The following is a 14,252-nucleotide window of genomic DNA, read 5'->3' as shown; positions in this document are numbered from 1 at the left end:
CAGTGATGCGCAGCACTCTTCGTACACGCAGGGCACCGCTACATCGGCGTACCACCGCCAAAATCGCCGCGGCCGTCGTCGCGGGGACGCTCGCACTCACCGTCACCGCGTGCGGCGGGGACGACGGCGACGACGGGGACGACGGAGGCAAGGGCGGGGGCAAGGACACCGGTTCCTCGCTCCAACTGCCCAAGCTGGACGGGGAGGACGTGTCCGTGGCCGCCGTGTGGGGCGGTGCGGAGCGCAAGGTGTTCCTGAAGGTTCTCGACGAGTTCGAGAAGCGGACGGGCGCCAGCGTCTCCTTCGTCCCCGCGCAGGACCCCATCATCAGCTTCCTGGAGTCGAAGGTCGCCGGCGGGCAGCCGCCGGACGTCGCGATGCTGCCGCAGGTCGGCGCGATCGAGCAGGCCGTGGCGAACAAGTGGGCCAAGCCGGTCGGGGCCGAGGCGCAGAAGCAGCTCGACAAGAACTACGGCCAGGGCTGGCAGGACCTGGGAGCCGTCGACGGCAAGCAGTACGGCGTGTACTTCAAGGCCGCCAACAAGTCGCTGATCTGGTACAACACCGCGGTCTTCGAGAACGCGGGCGTCAAGGCCCCCAAGACCTGGGACGAGTTCATGACGACCGCCCAGACCGTGTACGACTCCGGCGTGCCGCCGGTATCGGTCGCGGGCGCCGACGCGTGGACGCTGACCGACTGGTTCGAGAACATCTACCTCTCGCAGGCGGGCCCGGAGAAGTACGACCAGCTCGCCGAGCACAAGATCAAGTGGACGGATCCGTCCGTCAAGGAGGCGTTGACCACGCTCGGCGAGCTCTTCGGGAAGAAGGGGTTCGTGGCGGGCGGCGCGAAGAGCGCGCTGCAGACCGAGTTCCCCCGCTCCGTGAAGCAGACCTTCACCGGCGGCGACCAGCCCAAGGCGGGCATGGTCTTCGAGGGCGACATGGTCTCGCTCTCGATCTCGGAGACCAAGGCCGAGGTGGGCACCGACGCCAAGGTGTTCCCCTTCCCCGCGGTCGGGGACGAGTCCCCCGCCGTGGTGGGCGGTGACGCGGCCGTCGCGCTGAAGGACAGCAAGGGCGCGCAGGCACTGCTGACCTTCCTGGCCTCCCCGGAGGCCGCGGAGATCTGGGCCGAGGCGGGCGGTTTCATCTCGCCGAACAAGAACCTGGACATGGCGGCCTACCCGAACGACGTGCAGCGGGGCATCGCCAAGAACCTGATCGCGGCCGGCGACGACATCCGCTTCGACATGTCGGACACGGCCCCGCAGTCCTTCGGCGGCACGCCGGGCAAGGGCGAGTGGAAGGCGCTGCAGGACTTCCTGAAGAACCCGAAGGACGTCGCGGGCACGCAGAAGGTACTGGAGACGGCCGCGGCCAAGGCCTACAAGGACTGACGCGGTGGCGTCCGTGAACGCCGGGGGCACGCCGCAGGCCGTGCCCCCGGCCCCGACCTCGCGCAAGAGCGTGACCGGCACCCGCAAGACCATGGCGGCGCTCTTCCTGCTGCCCTCCCTGGTGCTGCTCGGCGCGCTCGTCCTCTACCCCATCGGGTACTCGTTCTTCCGCAGCTTCTTCGACGACTCGGGCGACTTCACGCTGTTCGGCAACTACAAGACGCTGTTCACCGACGACAGCATCCGCACCGCCATCAAGAACAACGCGATCTGGGTGGTCGTGGCCCCCACGGTCGCGACCGCCCTCGGCCTGATCTTCGCCGTCCTCACCGAACGGGTGCGCTGGGGCACGGCGTTCAAGCTCGTCATCTTCATGCCGATGGCGATCTCCATGCTCGCCGCGGGCATCATCTTCCGGCTGGTGTACGAGTCCGATCCCGAGCGCGGCGTCGCCAACGCCATCGCGGTGAGCGTGCACGACACGTTCAACGAGTCGTCGGCGTTCCCGCAAGCGCACCCCGCCGTGGAATCACCCCTGAAGTCGGCGGGCGGCGGCGCCTTCGTCACCGAGAAGACCGTGAAGGCGGGCACCCCGGTGGAGCTGCCGCTGACGGGTGTGGCGCCGAACAAGATGCCGGACGGCGCGAAGCCCGCCAAGCCCGCACAGGCCGACCCCGACCGGGTCACCGGCACGGCCTGGCAGGACTTCACGCGCGGCAAGGGCCGGGGGAAGCCCAACGCCCCCGACGCCACCGAGCTCGGCTACGCGGGCATCAAGATCGAGGCCGTCAAGAACGGCGAGGTCGTGGCGTCCACGGAGGCCGCGGCGGACGGCACCTTCGCGCTGCCGAAGGAGGCCGACGGTGCCCGACTGCGCTATCCGGAATCGAACTTCCGCGAGCCCTACAACGGCGTCGAATGGCTCGGCCCGACGCTGATCACCCCGTCGATCATCGGTTCGTACCTGTGGATCTGGGCCGGGTTCGCGATGGTCCTCATCGCGGCGGGCCTGGCGAGCGTGCCGCGTGAGCTCCTGGAGGCGGCGCGGGTGGACGGGGCCAACGAGTGGCAGGTGTTCCGTCGTGTGACGGTGCCGCTGCTCGCGCCGGTCCTCGCGGTGGTCCTGGTCACCCTCGTGATCAACGTACTGAAGATCTTCGACCTGGTCTTCGTGATCCCGCCGGGCTCCTCGAAGGACGAGGCGAACGTGCTCGCCGTCCAGCTGTACAACTCGGCCTTCCTGGACAAGGACTTGGGAGTGTCGAGCGCCATCGCGATGCTGCTCTTCCTCCTGGTCGTCCCGGTGATGCTGTTCAACGTCCGGCGGATGAGGCGGGAGGCCAGGCGATGACCGACCAGATCCACGTCGTGAAGGCGAAGCAGTCGCTCGGCGGGCGCATCGCGTCCCTCCTCGGCGGCACCGCGCTGCGCGTGTTCCTCGTCCTGGTGGGCCTGTTCTGGCTGGTGCCGACGATCGGTCTGCTGCTCGGCTCGTTCCGCACTCCGCAGGACATGAGCGAGAGCGGCTGGTGGAAGGTGTTCAGCGCGCCCTCGCAGATGACGCTGGACAACTACTCGAACCTCCTCAAGGACGAGACGATCACCGACTCGATCCTGTCCAGCGTGATGATCACGGTGCCCGCGACGCTGCTCGTGGTGGTCATCGGGGCGCTCGCCGGATACGCCTTCGCGTGGATGGAGTTCCCGGGCCGCGACTGGTGGTTCATCGGCGTGGTCGCGCTGCTCGTCGTCCCGGTGCAGGTGGCGCTCGTGCCGATCGCCGACCTCTTCGGCAGGATCGGCATCTTCGAGACCTTCGTCGGCGTGATCACCTTCCATGTGGCCTTCGGCCTGCCGTTCGCGATCTTCCTCCTGCGGAACTTCTTCGCGGAGATCCCGCGCGAACTCCTGGAGGCGGCGCGGCTCGACGGCGCGGGTGAGATGCGGCTGTTTCTCCGCGTCGTGATGCCGCTCGGCGGGCCCGCCATCGCCTCGCTCGGCATCTTCCAGTTCCTGTGGGTCTGGAACGACATGCTGATCGCGCTGATCTTCGCCGACTCCAAGCACCCGCCGATCACGGTCGCGCTCCAGCGGCAGGTGCGGTTCTTCGGCGACAACGTGCAGATCCTGGCGCCCGGCGCGTTCATCTCGATGGTGATCCCGCTGGCCGTCTTCTTCGCGTTCCAGCGGCAGTTCGTGTCCGGCGTGATGGCGGGCGCGGTGAAGTAGGGCTCAGGGCACGGCACATACGTAGGCTCAGGGCACGGCACACACGTACGGTGAAGGAGACGGCCCGTAACCGGGCCGTCTCCTTCCGTCTATCCCCCGTATGCCACATCCGGCGTAACTCGCTCACCCCATCAGGCGTTTCCGGGCAGTATGCCCGCGCCGACCCATGGATGTGCCTTGCCCCGGTTCAGTGTCATCGTCCCCGCGTACAAGGTGCAGGCGTACCTGCACGAGTGCCTGGAGTCCGTGCTGGAGCAGTCCTTCACCGACCTGGAGCTGATCGCGGTCGATGACTGCTCACCGGACGCGAGCGGCGCGATCATCGACGAGTTCGCCGCCCGCGACCCGCGCGTGAGAGCCGTCCACCTCACGGAGAACGTCGGCCTCGGCATGGCCCGCAACGCCGGCATGGAGCACGCCACCGGCGACTACCTGATCTTTCTGGACAGCGACGACTCCCTCACCCCCGGCTCCCTGCACGCGATCTCCGACCGCATCAAGGAGACCGACGAGCCGGACGTCCTGATCTACGACTACGCCCGCACGTACTGGTCGGGCGAGGCCGTCCGCAACCAGTTCGCGGGCCAGCTCACCGAGGAGGGCGAGGCGCCCTTCCGACTCGCCGACCGGCCGGGCCTGTTGAAGGTCCTGATGGTCGCCTGGAACAAGGCGCACCGCCGCGAGTTCATCGAGCGCGAGGGCTTCACCTTCCCTCCCGGGTACTACGAGGACACGCCCTGGACGTACCCGATCCTGATGGCGGCGGACACCCTCTCCACCCTCGACCGGGTCTGCGTGCACTACCGGCAGCGGCGCCAGGGCAACATCCTGGGCACCACGAGCCGCAAGCACTTCGACATCTTCGACCAGTACGACAGGGTCTTCGCGTTCCTCGACGAGAACCCGGAGCTCTCCGCGGCCTGGCGCCCCGTGCTGTTCCGGCGCATGGTCGACCACCTCTCGACGATCTTCACCAAGCGGGGCAGGCTGCCGCGCGGCTCGCGCGCCGAGTTCCTGCGCAAGGCCCGCGCCCACTACCGGCGCCACCGCGCCCCCGGTGCCCGCGTGAGCCACCGCACCCGGCTGCGGCACGGCCTGGTGCGGCTCGGCTCGCACCGCACCTACCGCGGCCTGTGGGCGGCGCTGCGGCTGCGCTCCCGCGCCAAGCGGTACGCGGCCGCCGCCCGCCGCCGCGCCAAGGGCGCCCTGCTGCAGCTGCACTACCGCATCCAGCTGCGACTGCCCCTGCGCGCGAACTGCGCCGTCTTCTCCTCGTACTGGGGGCGCGGCTACGGCTGCAACCCCGGCGCCCTGGAGGCCGCGATGCGCGAGCACGTGCCGGGCATCAGGACGGCCTGGATCGCCGATCCGCGCCACCACCACACGATCCCGGCGGGCACCCGCAGGCTGCGGCCCGGCACGGCCGCGTACTGGACGGCCCTCGCCCGCTCCACGTACCTGGTGAACAACGTCAACTTCGACCGCAGGCTGGTCAAGCGCCCCGGCCAGATCCTCGTCCAGACCCAGCACGGCACGCCGCTCAAGCGCATGGGCCTGGACCTCCAGGACCGCCCGGCCGCCGCACGCGGCACTGACTTCGGCGCCCTGTTGAAGAACTGCGACAAGTGGGACTACGTCCTGTCGGCCAACCGCCACTCCACGCTGGTGTGGGAGCGCGTCTTCCCCTCCGCGTACACCACGCTGGAGTACGGCTACCCCCGCAACGACCGCTTCCAGCAGGCGACTTCGGCCGAGGTGGCCCGGCTGCGGGAGAGCCTCGGCATCCCGCACGGCGCCGTCGCCGTCCTGTACGCGCCCACCCACCGCGACTACCGCCGCACCCAGCGCCTCACCCTCGACCTGGAGCGGATGCTGCACACGCTGGGGCCGCGCTTCGTCGTCCTGACCCGCGCCCACCACTTCTACGACGCGCCGCTCGGCGAGAGCACGGGGCGGCTCATCGACGTCTCCGACCACCCGAGCGTCGAGTCGCTCTGCCTCGCCTCGGACGCGCTGGTCACGGACTACTCGTCGCTGATGTTCGACTACGCCAACCTCGACCGGCCCATCGTGCTGCACGCCGACGACTGGGAGGCGTACGAGGCGGCCCGCGGCACCTACTTCGACGTGCGGGAGTTCCCGCCGGGCGCGGTCGCGCGCAGCGAGGACGAGCTCACCGACATCTTCGCCACCGGGCACTGGGCGGGCTCGCGCTCGGCGCAGCTGAGGCGGGCGTTCCGCGAGCGGTTCTGCGCGTACGACGACGGGCGCGCCGCGGAGCGCGTCGTACGCCATGTCGTGCTCGGCGAGCGCAGCGGGCTGCCGTCCGTGGTGCCCCTGGAGGAGCGGCGCCCGGCGCCCGCGGCCGGCGTCCCGCAGCCGGACCCGGCGCCCTACGCGAGCCTCCAGCGCTCCCCGCATCTGTGAGCCGGGCCGTGTGAGTCCCGTGAACCACCATCGAGAGAGGCTGTCTTGTCGCGCTTCAGCATCATCGTCCCCACCCATGGCGTACCGGGGCGGCTCGCCGACTGCCTCGCCTCGGTGCTCGGGCAGTCCTTCGCCGACTTCGAGCTGATCGCCGTCGTCGACTCGCTCGACGAGGAGGCCGACCTCTGCTCCCACGTCGTGGCCGAGCACGCGGAGCGAGACCCCCGGGTGCGCCGCACGCAGTCCCCGCCGAAGGAGGGCCTGCCGGGGGCGCGGAACGCGGGGACGAGCGCGGCGGGCGGCGACTACCTGCTGTTTCTCGACGGCGACGACACCCTCGTGCCGGGCACGCTCGCGGCGCTCGACGCCAGGCTCACCGAGACGGGCGACCCCGATCTGCTGCTCTTCGACCACGAGCGCGTGCACTGGTTCGACGGCAGCCAGGGCCCGGTCCTGACCCGGCTGTGGGAGGGCGCCCCGCGCGGGACCTTCACCGCGGCCGAGCACGCGGCGCTGCCCGACCCGCTGGTGCCCGCCTTCTCCGCCGCCTGCAGGCGCTCCTTCGTGACCCAGCACGGCCTGTCCTTCGCGCCCGGCATGTTCGCGGACATGGTGTGGAGCACGCAGAGCGCGCTGCGGGCCGAGCGGATCGCCGTCCTCGACCGGGTGTGCGTACGTCATCTGCTGCGCCGCCAGGGCGCGCGCACCCGTCTGCCGGGCGCCCACCACCTGGAGCTGCTCGACCAGTTCGGGCGCGCGATGCAGGGGGCGGCGGAGCTCGACGTGCCCGCGCCCGTGCTCGCGCGGCTCTTCCGCAGGCTCACGCACGAGGTCCTCAAGACGGCGTCGACGCCTTCGCGGCTGCCGAGTGCGCGGCTGCGGCGGCGCTTCTTCCGACAGGCGACGCGGCTGTACAGGACGCACAGGCCCGCCGGGTTCCTGCCGCCCTCGGGGAGCCTCGGGGTGCAGCACCGGCTGCTCGGGGCCGGGGCGTACGCCGTCTTCTGCCTGCTGCGCGGCGCGAAGAACCGGCTGCCCGCACTGGTCGGCCCCACCCTGCGGCGCGTGCGGCGCAGGGTGCAGCGGCACCGCCACCCGTACAAGGCCTTCCTCAAGCGGCCCGTCGACGAGAACCTCGCGGTGTTCTCCGCGTACTGGGGGCGCGGCTACGCCTGCAACCCCGCCGCGATCCATGCCGCGACCCGGCGCCTGGCCCCGCACATCAAGACGGTGTTCCTGGTCTCCGACGCCGCGACGGCCGCTCTGCCGGAGGGCGTCGAGGGCGTGGAGATCGGCAGCCTCCGCTACTGGGAGTGCATGGCCACCGCCAAGTACACGTTCAACAACGTCAACTTCGAGATGGCCGTCAAGAAGCGGCCCGGCACCGTGCACGTGCAGACCCAGCACGGCACGCCGCTCAAGCGGATGGGCGTGGACCAGGTGGAGTTCCCCGCCGCGGCCGCCGCCGCGGGGCCGCTCGGCAAGCTCCTGCAGCGCGTGGACCGCTGGGACTTCAACATCTCCTCCAACCACCACTCGACCGAGGTGTGGGAGCGCGCGTACCCGGGTGCGTACGAGAGCCTCGACGTCGGCTATCCGCGCAACGACGCCTTCTACAGCGCGACGGCCGACGACGTGACCTCGATCCGCAAACGGCTCGGCGTGCCCGAGGGCAAGGTCGCCGTCCTGTACGCGCCGACCCACCGCGACTACCGCACGGACTTCGCCACCGGCCTCGACCTGCCCGCGTTCTGCGACGCGCTCGGCGAGGAGTTCGTGGTCCTGATGCGCGCCCACCACTTCTACGAGGGCTCGGCGGGGCTCGAAGAGGTCGTGCGCTCCGGCAAGTTGATCGACGTGACGCAGCACCGCTCGCCCGAGGAGGTGTGCCTGGCCGCGGACGCGCTGATCACGGACTACTCGTCGATCATGTTCGACTACGCCAACCTCGACCGGCCGATCGTCATCTACGCCGACGACTGGGACATCTACCGCGAGACCCGCGGCGTCTACTTCGACCTGCTCGCCGAGCCGCCGGGCGCGGTGGCCCGCACCCAGAGCGAGCTGACGGCGGTGTTCCGCTCCGGCGCCTGGGAGGGCGAGCGGGCGCGGACGCTGCGGGCGGCGTTCCGGGCGCGGTTCTGCGACCTGGACGACGGGCTCGCCGCCGAGCGCGTGGTGCGCCGGGTGCTGCTCGGCGAGCCCGTGGAGCAGCTGCCGCCGGTCGTTCCGCTGCGCGAGCGCATCCCGGCGCCCGCCGCGCCCCGCGTCCCCCAGCACTGACCCGCACCCCCGTACCGAGGACGTCCCGCCATGCCCCACCTGAGCGATCAGCGGCCGGCGCCGCGCACCCCGTACGCGCCGCGCGTCGTCGCCCAGCGCGCGGCGGCGTCCGCGGTCTCGGCGGCGCGGGCCGCGGCGGGCCCGCCCCGGCTGTGGAACGCGCTGGTCGTGACGGTGCCCGCGGCGGCCGTCCTGGTCCTCGGGTACCGGCACCGCTGGGTGGGCGACGACGCGCTGATCTACACCCGGGCGGTGCGGCAGATCCTGGCCGGAAACGGGCCCGTCTTCAACGTCGGCGAGCGGGCCGAGGCGTCCACGGGCACCCTGTGGCAGTGGCTCCTCGCCCTCGGCGGGTTCGTCACCGGGGCCGACCCCGCGGTGCTCTCGGTCGCGCTCGGCCTGCTCACCACGGCGGTGGGCTGGCTGCTCGCGGGGGACGCCGCGCGCAGGCTGCACGGCCGCACCGCGCGCCTGGTGCCCGCCGGGGTCCTGGTGCTGCTGCCGGTGTGCGCCGTCTGGGACTACGCCACGTCAGGACTGGAGACCGGCCTCGCCACCTGCTGGCTGGCGGGCTGCTGGTGGCTCCTGGTCAGGGACGAGCGGCGCCAACTCGCTCCCACCGCCGTGGTGTTGGGGCTCGGGCCGCTGGTCAGGCCGGACCTCGGGCTCGTCAGCGCCGTGTTCCTCGCGGTCTGGTGCGTCCTGCTGCGCGCCCGGTGGCGTACGGCGGCGGGGCTCGCGGCGGCGGCGTGCGCGCTGCCGGGCGCGTACGAGGTCTTCCGGGCCGGGTACTACGGCGTGCTCGTGCCGCTGCCCGGCATCACCAAGGAGGCGTCCGGCGCGAACTGGGGGCGCGGGCTGCTGTACGCCGCCAACTTCGCGCTGCCGTACCGGCTGTGGGTGCCGCTGCTCGTGCTCGCCGTGCTCGGGGCCTTCCTGATGGTGCGCAGGACCACGCGGGTCGCCGTCGGCTCGGTGCGCCCGGCCGTGCGGCTGCCGCGCCGCCCCGTCCTCCTGGTGGCCGCGCCGATGGTCTCCGGGGTGCTCTCGCTGCTGTACGTGGTGCGGGTCGGCGGGGACTTCATGCACGGGCGGATGCTGCTGCCGGGGCTCTTCCTGCTCCTGCTGCCGGTGTGGGCGCTGCCCCGCGGCCGTGCCGTCGTCGCCGGCGGGAGCGTCATCGGCCTCTGGGCGGTGTGCTGTCTGCTGCTGTGGCGCCCGCCCGTGGTCTCCGGCTCCGGCGAGATCTGGGACACCCACGTCGGCTACCAGCAGGCCACCCGGGACCCGTACCCGATCAGCCAGCGCCTGCACGGGGCGCGCCCCACCGTGTACCGCGCCGAGATCGCGCGGGCCCTGCGCGCGAAGAGCCCGCGCCTCGTCCTCGAAACCACGTACAACCGCCCCCACCTCACCCTCCCGCTGGCCCGTGACCGCCGAGTGCCGGTCGCCGGGGCCATGGGCTTCCTCGGCCACAACGGCATCGTCGTGCCGCTGGACGGCCTGGCCGTCGACCCGCTGAGCCTCGCCCACCCGCTCGGCGCCCACATGGAGCGCTCGGCGACCGCGCGCGCCGGGCACGAGAAGCCGGTGGCCCTCGCCTGGCTCGTCGCCGACCTCACGGACCCCGGCACCCCGCTGCCGCCCGGAGTCGACCCGCGCGCGGTCGCCGCCGCCCGCCACGCCCTGACGTGCGGGCCGCTCCCCGAACTCCTGGACTCGGTGCGGCAGCCCCTGGGCCCCGCGCGGTTCTGGCGCAACCTCACCGGCTCATGGCAGCGCACGGCCTTCCGCTTCCCCGCGGAGCCGCGCGCCGCCGAGGCCGCCCTGTGTCCCAGGAACTGAGCCGCACCCCGCCCCTGTCCCATCCGTCACGACCCGTGGAAGAGCCCGTGCCCCGTTTCAGCATCATCGTCCCCGTCTACAAGGTGCAGGGCTTCCTGCGCGAGTGCCTCGACTCGGTCCTGACGCAGTCGTTCACCGACATCGAGGTCATCGCGGTCGACGACTGCTCGCCCGACCACTGCGGCGCCATCATCGACGAGTACGCCGCGGTCGACACCCGGGTCCGCGCGGTCCACCTGCCCCAGAACGTCGGCCTCGGCGGGGCGCGCAACGCGGGCGTCACCCACGCCACCGGCGACTACCTCCTCTTTCTCGACAGCGACGACAGCTACACGCCGGGCGCGCTGGCGGCGATCGACGAGCGGCTCGGCGCCACCGCCGACCCCGACGTGCTCGTCTTCGACCACGTCCGCACGCACTGGTGGGGCCGGGGCGGCCGAAGCATGACGGCGGACCTGCTCGCCTCCGCGGGCACGGACACCTTCGACATCCTGAGCAGCCCGCACTACCTGCACCTGTTCCTGGTCGCCTGGAACAAGGCCTACCGCCGCGACTTCTTCACCGCGCACGGATTCACGTACAAGAAGGGGCTCTACGAGGACGCCCCGATCACGTACGAGGCGCTGGTCTCCGCCCGGCGCATCGGCTGTCTGGACCGGGTGTGCGTGGAGTACCGCCAGCGCAGGCAGGGCGCCATCACGCGCACCCCGGGACGCAAGCACTTCGACATCTTCGACCAGTACGCCGGGCTCTTCGCGTTCCTCGACGAGCACCCGGAGCTGGACGCGGCCCGGCCGCTGCTCTTCGAGCGGATGATCAACCACTTCCTGGCGACGCTGCCGCTCACCGAGCGCGTCCTGGTCGAGGACCGCGGCGACTTCTACCGCACGATCGTGGAGTTCCACCGCCGCTACAAGCCGGCCGGGTTCACCCCGCCCGACGACCGCTACCGCCTGCAGTGGCGGCTCGCGGCGGGCAGTCCGTACGCCGTCTTCCGCGCCTTCGCCGCCGCCCACTCCCTACGGTCGGCGGCGCTGAGCAAGAAGCGGAAGCTGCGCAAGAAGGCCGTCAGGAAGGCGAAGCGGACCCTCACCCGCGTTCAGCGCAGCCGCCCGCTGGACCCCCACCTCGCGGTGTACTCGGCCTTCTCGCACCGCGGTCTGCTCGGCGACCCGGCGGCCGTCCACCAGGCGGCGGGCGCGCTCGCCCCGCACGTCAGGGCGGTGTGGGTGGTGCGTCCCGACGCGGTCGACCGGGTGCCCGAAGGCGTCGACTTCGTGCTGCCCGACACCCCGGCCTACCACCGGGTCACGAGCCGGGCGACGTACTTCTTCAACAACCTCAACTGGGCGCCGGGCCTGGTCAAGCGCGAGGGCCAGATCCACGTCCAGACCCACCGGGGCACGCCGCTCAAGCACATGGGCGCCGACCTGATCGGCCGTCCCGCGGCGACCTACCACCTCAACGTCCGCGCCCAGCTGTGGCGTTCGGACCGCTGGGACTACAGCCTGGTGTCCGGACGGCACGCGCAGCTCGCCTGGGACCGCGCCTACCCCTGCCGCTTCACGTCCCTGCCGACCGGGGCGCCCCGCAACGACGTCCTGGTCAAGGGCGATCCGCTGCGCGGCATCGCGGTGCGCAAGCGGCTCGGGGTGCCCGACGGCAGCACCGTGGTCCTGTACGCGCCGACGCCCCGCGACTACCGCAAGTGGTACGAGCCGCGCCTGGACTTCGAGCGCCTGGCCCGCGAGGCGGGACCCGGCGTCACCCTCCTCGTGCGCCTGCACTCGCAGTACGCGAACGCCGCCGTGCGCGGCCTCCAACTGCGCGACCTGGAGCGGCGCGGGCTGCTCATGGACGTCACCGACGAGCCGTCCGTGGAGGACCTGATGCTCGCCTCGGACGCCCTGGTGACCGACTACTCGTCGCTGATGTTCGACTACGCCTGCCTGGACCGCCCGATCGTCGTGCACGCGGACGACTGGGAGGTCTACCAGGCCACCCGCGGCACCTACTTCGACCTGCTCGCGACGCCACCGGGCCACGTCACCACGAGCACCTCGCAGGTGGCGGACCTCTTCGCCTCCGGGGCGTGGCGCGACGCCCGCTCCGCCGCGCTGCGCGCCGACTTCCGCGCGCGGTACTGCGAGTACGACGACGGCCACGCGGCCGCCCGCGTGGTGTCCCTGGTCATGCTCGGCCAGGAGTACCCGCTGCCGCCCATCCCCCAGCAGGACGCGGGCCGCCACCTGGGCGTCCCGCTGTCCCCCCTGCCGAACGGCACGCGATGAGCGGCACCACCACGTCGGCCGCCGGCATTCCGGAGCAGGCGGCACGCCCGAAGGAGGACGGGAGCCCACAGGGCCCCGACTCCCCGTCATTTCTTGCCCGTTGGTGGGCCGACGGGGTGGCCGTCGCCCTGGGCGGCGCCCTCATCGCGCTGCACGGGTCGCTGCTCGGGCGCTGGGTGGTCGACGACGCGGCCATCACCTTCGCGTACGCGCGCAGCATCGACGAAGGCCTCGGCCCGGTCCAGCAGGCGGGCGCCGAGCCGGTCGAGGGGTACTCCAACCCGGCCTGGCTCGCGCTCCTCGTCGCCGGGCGGCGGCTCGGCCTCTTCGACCACCGTGCCGTGCTCGGCGTCCCCGACCTGGTCCTGTACCCCAAGGCGCTCGGCATGCTGTGCGCGCTGGGGATCCTGGTCGCGATCGCCTGCGCGGCCCGGCGCCTGGTGTCCCGCTCCTGGCTGGTCACGGGCGCGGCAGGGGTGCTGCTCGGCGCCAACGTCTCCTTCGTGGCCTGGATGTTCTCGGGCCTGGAGAACCCGCTGTACGCCTGCGTCGCCACCGTCCTCGCGGCCGTGCTCGTCCGCGCGGTCGCCGCGGGGAACCTGCTCGGCAGGGGACCCGCGGCGGCGTCCGGGCTGCTGGCCCTCGTGGCGGCGCTGACCCGTCCCGACGGGGCGGTGCTCGCGGGGGTGTATCCGCTGCTGCTCCTGCTCACGCTGCGGCGCGCGCAGGTGCGGGCGAGGGCGTGGGCCGCGGCCCTGGGCGTCGCCGCCTTCGCCGTGCCGTACGCGCTGTTCCTCGCCTGGCGGTACGCGGTCTTCGGGCGGCTCGTGCCCAACACGGCGGTCGCCAAGGCGCAGGAGCTCCCCGACGCCGAGCTGTTCACCAGGACCACCGGCGAGCTCCTCACCTTCGCGGGCTGGCCCGCGGTGCTCGTGGCCGCCGCGCTGACCGGCGTCGCGCTCACCCGGCGCGGGATGCCGCGCGCGGCCCTCGCCGCGGTCGTCCTGTCACTGGCCCTGACCCTGGGCGCGTTCGGCATCCTTGAGCCGGACTGGATGGGCATGTACCGCTTCGCGACTCCCGTGTGGCCGCTGGGAGTTCTGGCCCTGACGCTCGCCGCGGTGGGCCTGGCCGAGCGGGGCGGGCCGCGTCCGCGCGCCGTCATCGCGCTCGCGCTGAGCGGCACGCTGCTCCTGTCGTGGTCCGCGCAGCGCGAGCGGGGCGCCGAGTTCCGCGCCAAGCCGACGCTGCCGATGTGCCTCGTCGTCAACCGCGACGGCGTCGTCTTCAACGAGTACGCGGACCGGCTCGGCATCAAGGACGCCTCCGTCCTGCTGCCCAGCCTCGGCGGCACGCTGCTCACCAGTGACCTGAAGGTGTACGACCTCGCGGGCCTGACCGAGCCGCGGATCGCCGACGCGCTGGCCGCGGGCGACGCGGAGGCCCTGCGGACCTACGCCTTCGACGAGCTGCGCCCCACCTTCGTCCACGCCATCGGCGTCTGGGCGCGCAAGAGCGGCATGAAGGCGCCGCGGCTGACCGCCGAGGGCTATCTGCCGCTGTATCGCACGGCTGACGGCGGCGGTGACTGGGTGCGGGCCGACGCCGTTGAACACCCCGAGCGGCTCCGGCAGTTGCGCGCCTGGGCCGAGCGGGCCGTGCCCAGCGCGTACACGAGCGGGCGGCACGAGTGCGGTGACGTCCTCAGACCCGGACAGCACGCCGCGGCGGCCGCGCCCGCACCCGACGCCGGACCCGCACACCCCTGATCACCCGA

8 protein-coding genes are annotated in these 14,252 nt (G+C 72.2%); all 8 read left to right on the top strand.

Annotated elements, in window-relative coordinates; all coding sequences use genetic code 11:
- The first annotated feature begins 5 nt into the window (after positions 1–5).
- The 8 genes from ACZ4D5_RS00300 (at position 6) to ACZ4D5_RS00265 (ending at position 14,244) form a co-directional block, all read left to right on the top strand.
- Positions 6–1,400, top strand: a complete 1,395-nt coding sequence (locus ACZ4D5_RS00300; protein WP_467770079.1) for an ABC transporter substrate-binding protein — start codon at positions 6–8, stop codon at positions 1,398–1,400.
- A 4-nt stretch (positions 1,401–1,404) separates the two neighbouring features.
- The gene (locus ACZ4D5_RS00295; protein ID WP_467770078.1) at positions 1,405–2,751 is read left to right on the top strand and encodes a carbohydrate ABC transporter permease; all 1,347 of its coding nucleotides are present in this window, start codon (positions 1,405–1,407) and stop codon (positions 2,749–2,751) included.
- Positions 2,748–3,629, top strand: a complete 882-nt coding sequence (locus ACZ4D5_RS00290) for a carbohydrate ABC transporter permease (RefSeq protein ID WP_467770077.1) — start codon at positions 2,748–2,750, stop codon at positions 3,627–3,629. The genes ACZ4D5_RS00295 and ACZ4D5_RS00290 overlap by 4 nt, the downstream gene beginning before the upstream one ends.
- A 177-nt stretch (positions 3,630–3,806) precedes the next feature.
- Positions 3,807–6,056, top strand: a complete 2,250-nt coding sequence (locus ACZ4D5_RS00285) for a bifunctional glycosyltransferase/CDP-glycerol:glycerophosphate glycerophosphotransferase (RefSeq protein WP_467770076.1) — start codon at positions 3,807–3,809, stop codon at positions 6,054–6,056.
- Between the two features lie 45 nt (positions 6,057–6,101).
- Positions 6,102–8,339: a bifunctional glycosyltransferase/CDP-glycerol:glycerophosphate glycerophosphotransferase gene (locus tag ACZ4D5_RS00280; protein WP_467770075.1), complete on the top strand. Its 2,238-nt coding sequence runs from the start codon at positions 6,102–6,104 to the stop codon at positions 8,337–8,339.
- 30 nt (positions 8,340–8,369) lie between these two features.
- Positions 8,370–10,184 (top strand): arabinofuranosyltransferase AftB family protein, encoded by a 1,815-nt coding sequence (locus ACZ4D5_RS00275; RefSeq protein ID WP_467770074.1) that lies wholly within the window; start codon positions 8,370–8,372, stop codon positions 10,182–10,184.
- A gap of 47 nt (positions 10,185–10,231) precedes the next feature.
- Positions 10,232–12,475: a bifunctional glycosyltransferase/CDP-glycerol:glycerophosphate glycerophosphotransferase gene (locus ACZ4D5_RS00270; RefSeq protein ID WP_467770073.1), complete on the top strand. Its 2,244-nt coding sequence runs from the start codon at positions 10,232–10,234 to the stop codon at positions 12,473–12,475.
- On the top strand, positions 12,472–14,244 hold the full coding sequence (locus ACZ4D5_RS00265; protein WP_467770072.1) for a hypothetical protein: 1,773 nt from the start codon (positions 12,472–12,474) through the stop codon (positions 14,242–14,244). Before ACZ4D5_RS00270 ends, ACZ4D5_RS00265 begins: the two co-directional genes overlap by 4 nt.
- Positions 14,245–14,252: the final 8 nt, after the last annotated feature.

This window comes from Streptomyces sp. NPDC025651, from assembly GCF_055558735.1.
Note: the sequence above shows the minus strand (reverse complement) of the source record. Positions and strands in the feature narration are given on the sequence as shown.

Bases quoted from the DNA above. Each gene is read 5' to 3' on its own strand.
- ACZ4D5_RS00300 (WP_467770079.1), top strand. From the start codon at position 6: ATGCGCAGCACTCTTCGTACACGCAGGGCACCGCTACATCGGCGTACC.
- ACZ4D5_RS00290 (WP_467770077.1), top strand. From the start codon at position 2,748: ATGACCGACCAGATCCACGTCGTGAAGGCGAAGCAGTCGCTCGGCGGG.
- ACZ4D5_RS00275 (WP_467770074.1), top strand. From the start codon at position 8,370: ATGCCCCACCTGAGCGATCAGCGGCCGGCGCCGCGCACCCCGTACGCG.
- ACZ4D5_RS00265 (WP_467770072.1), top strand. From the start codon at position 12,472: ATGAGCGGCACCACCACGTCGGCCGCCGGCATTCCGGAGCAGGCGGCA.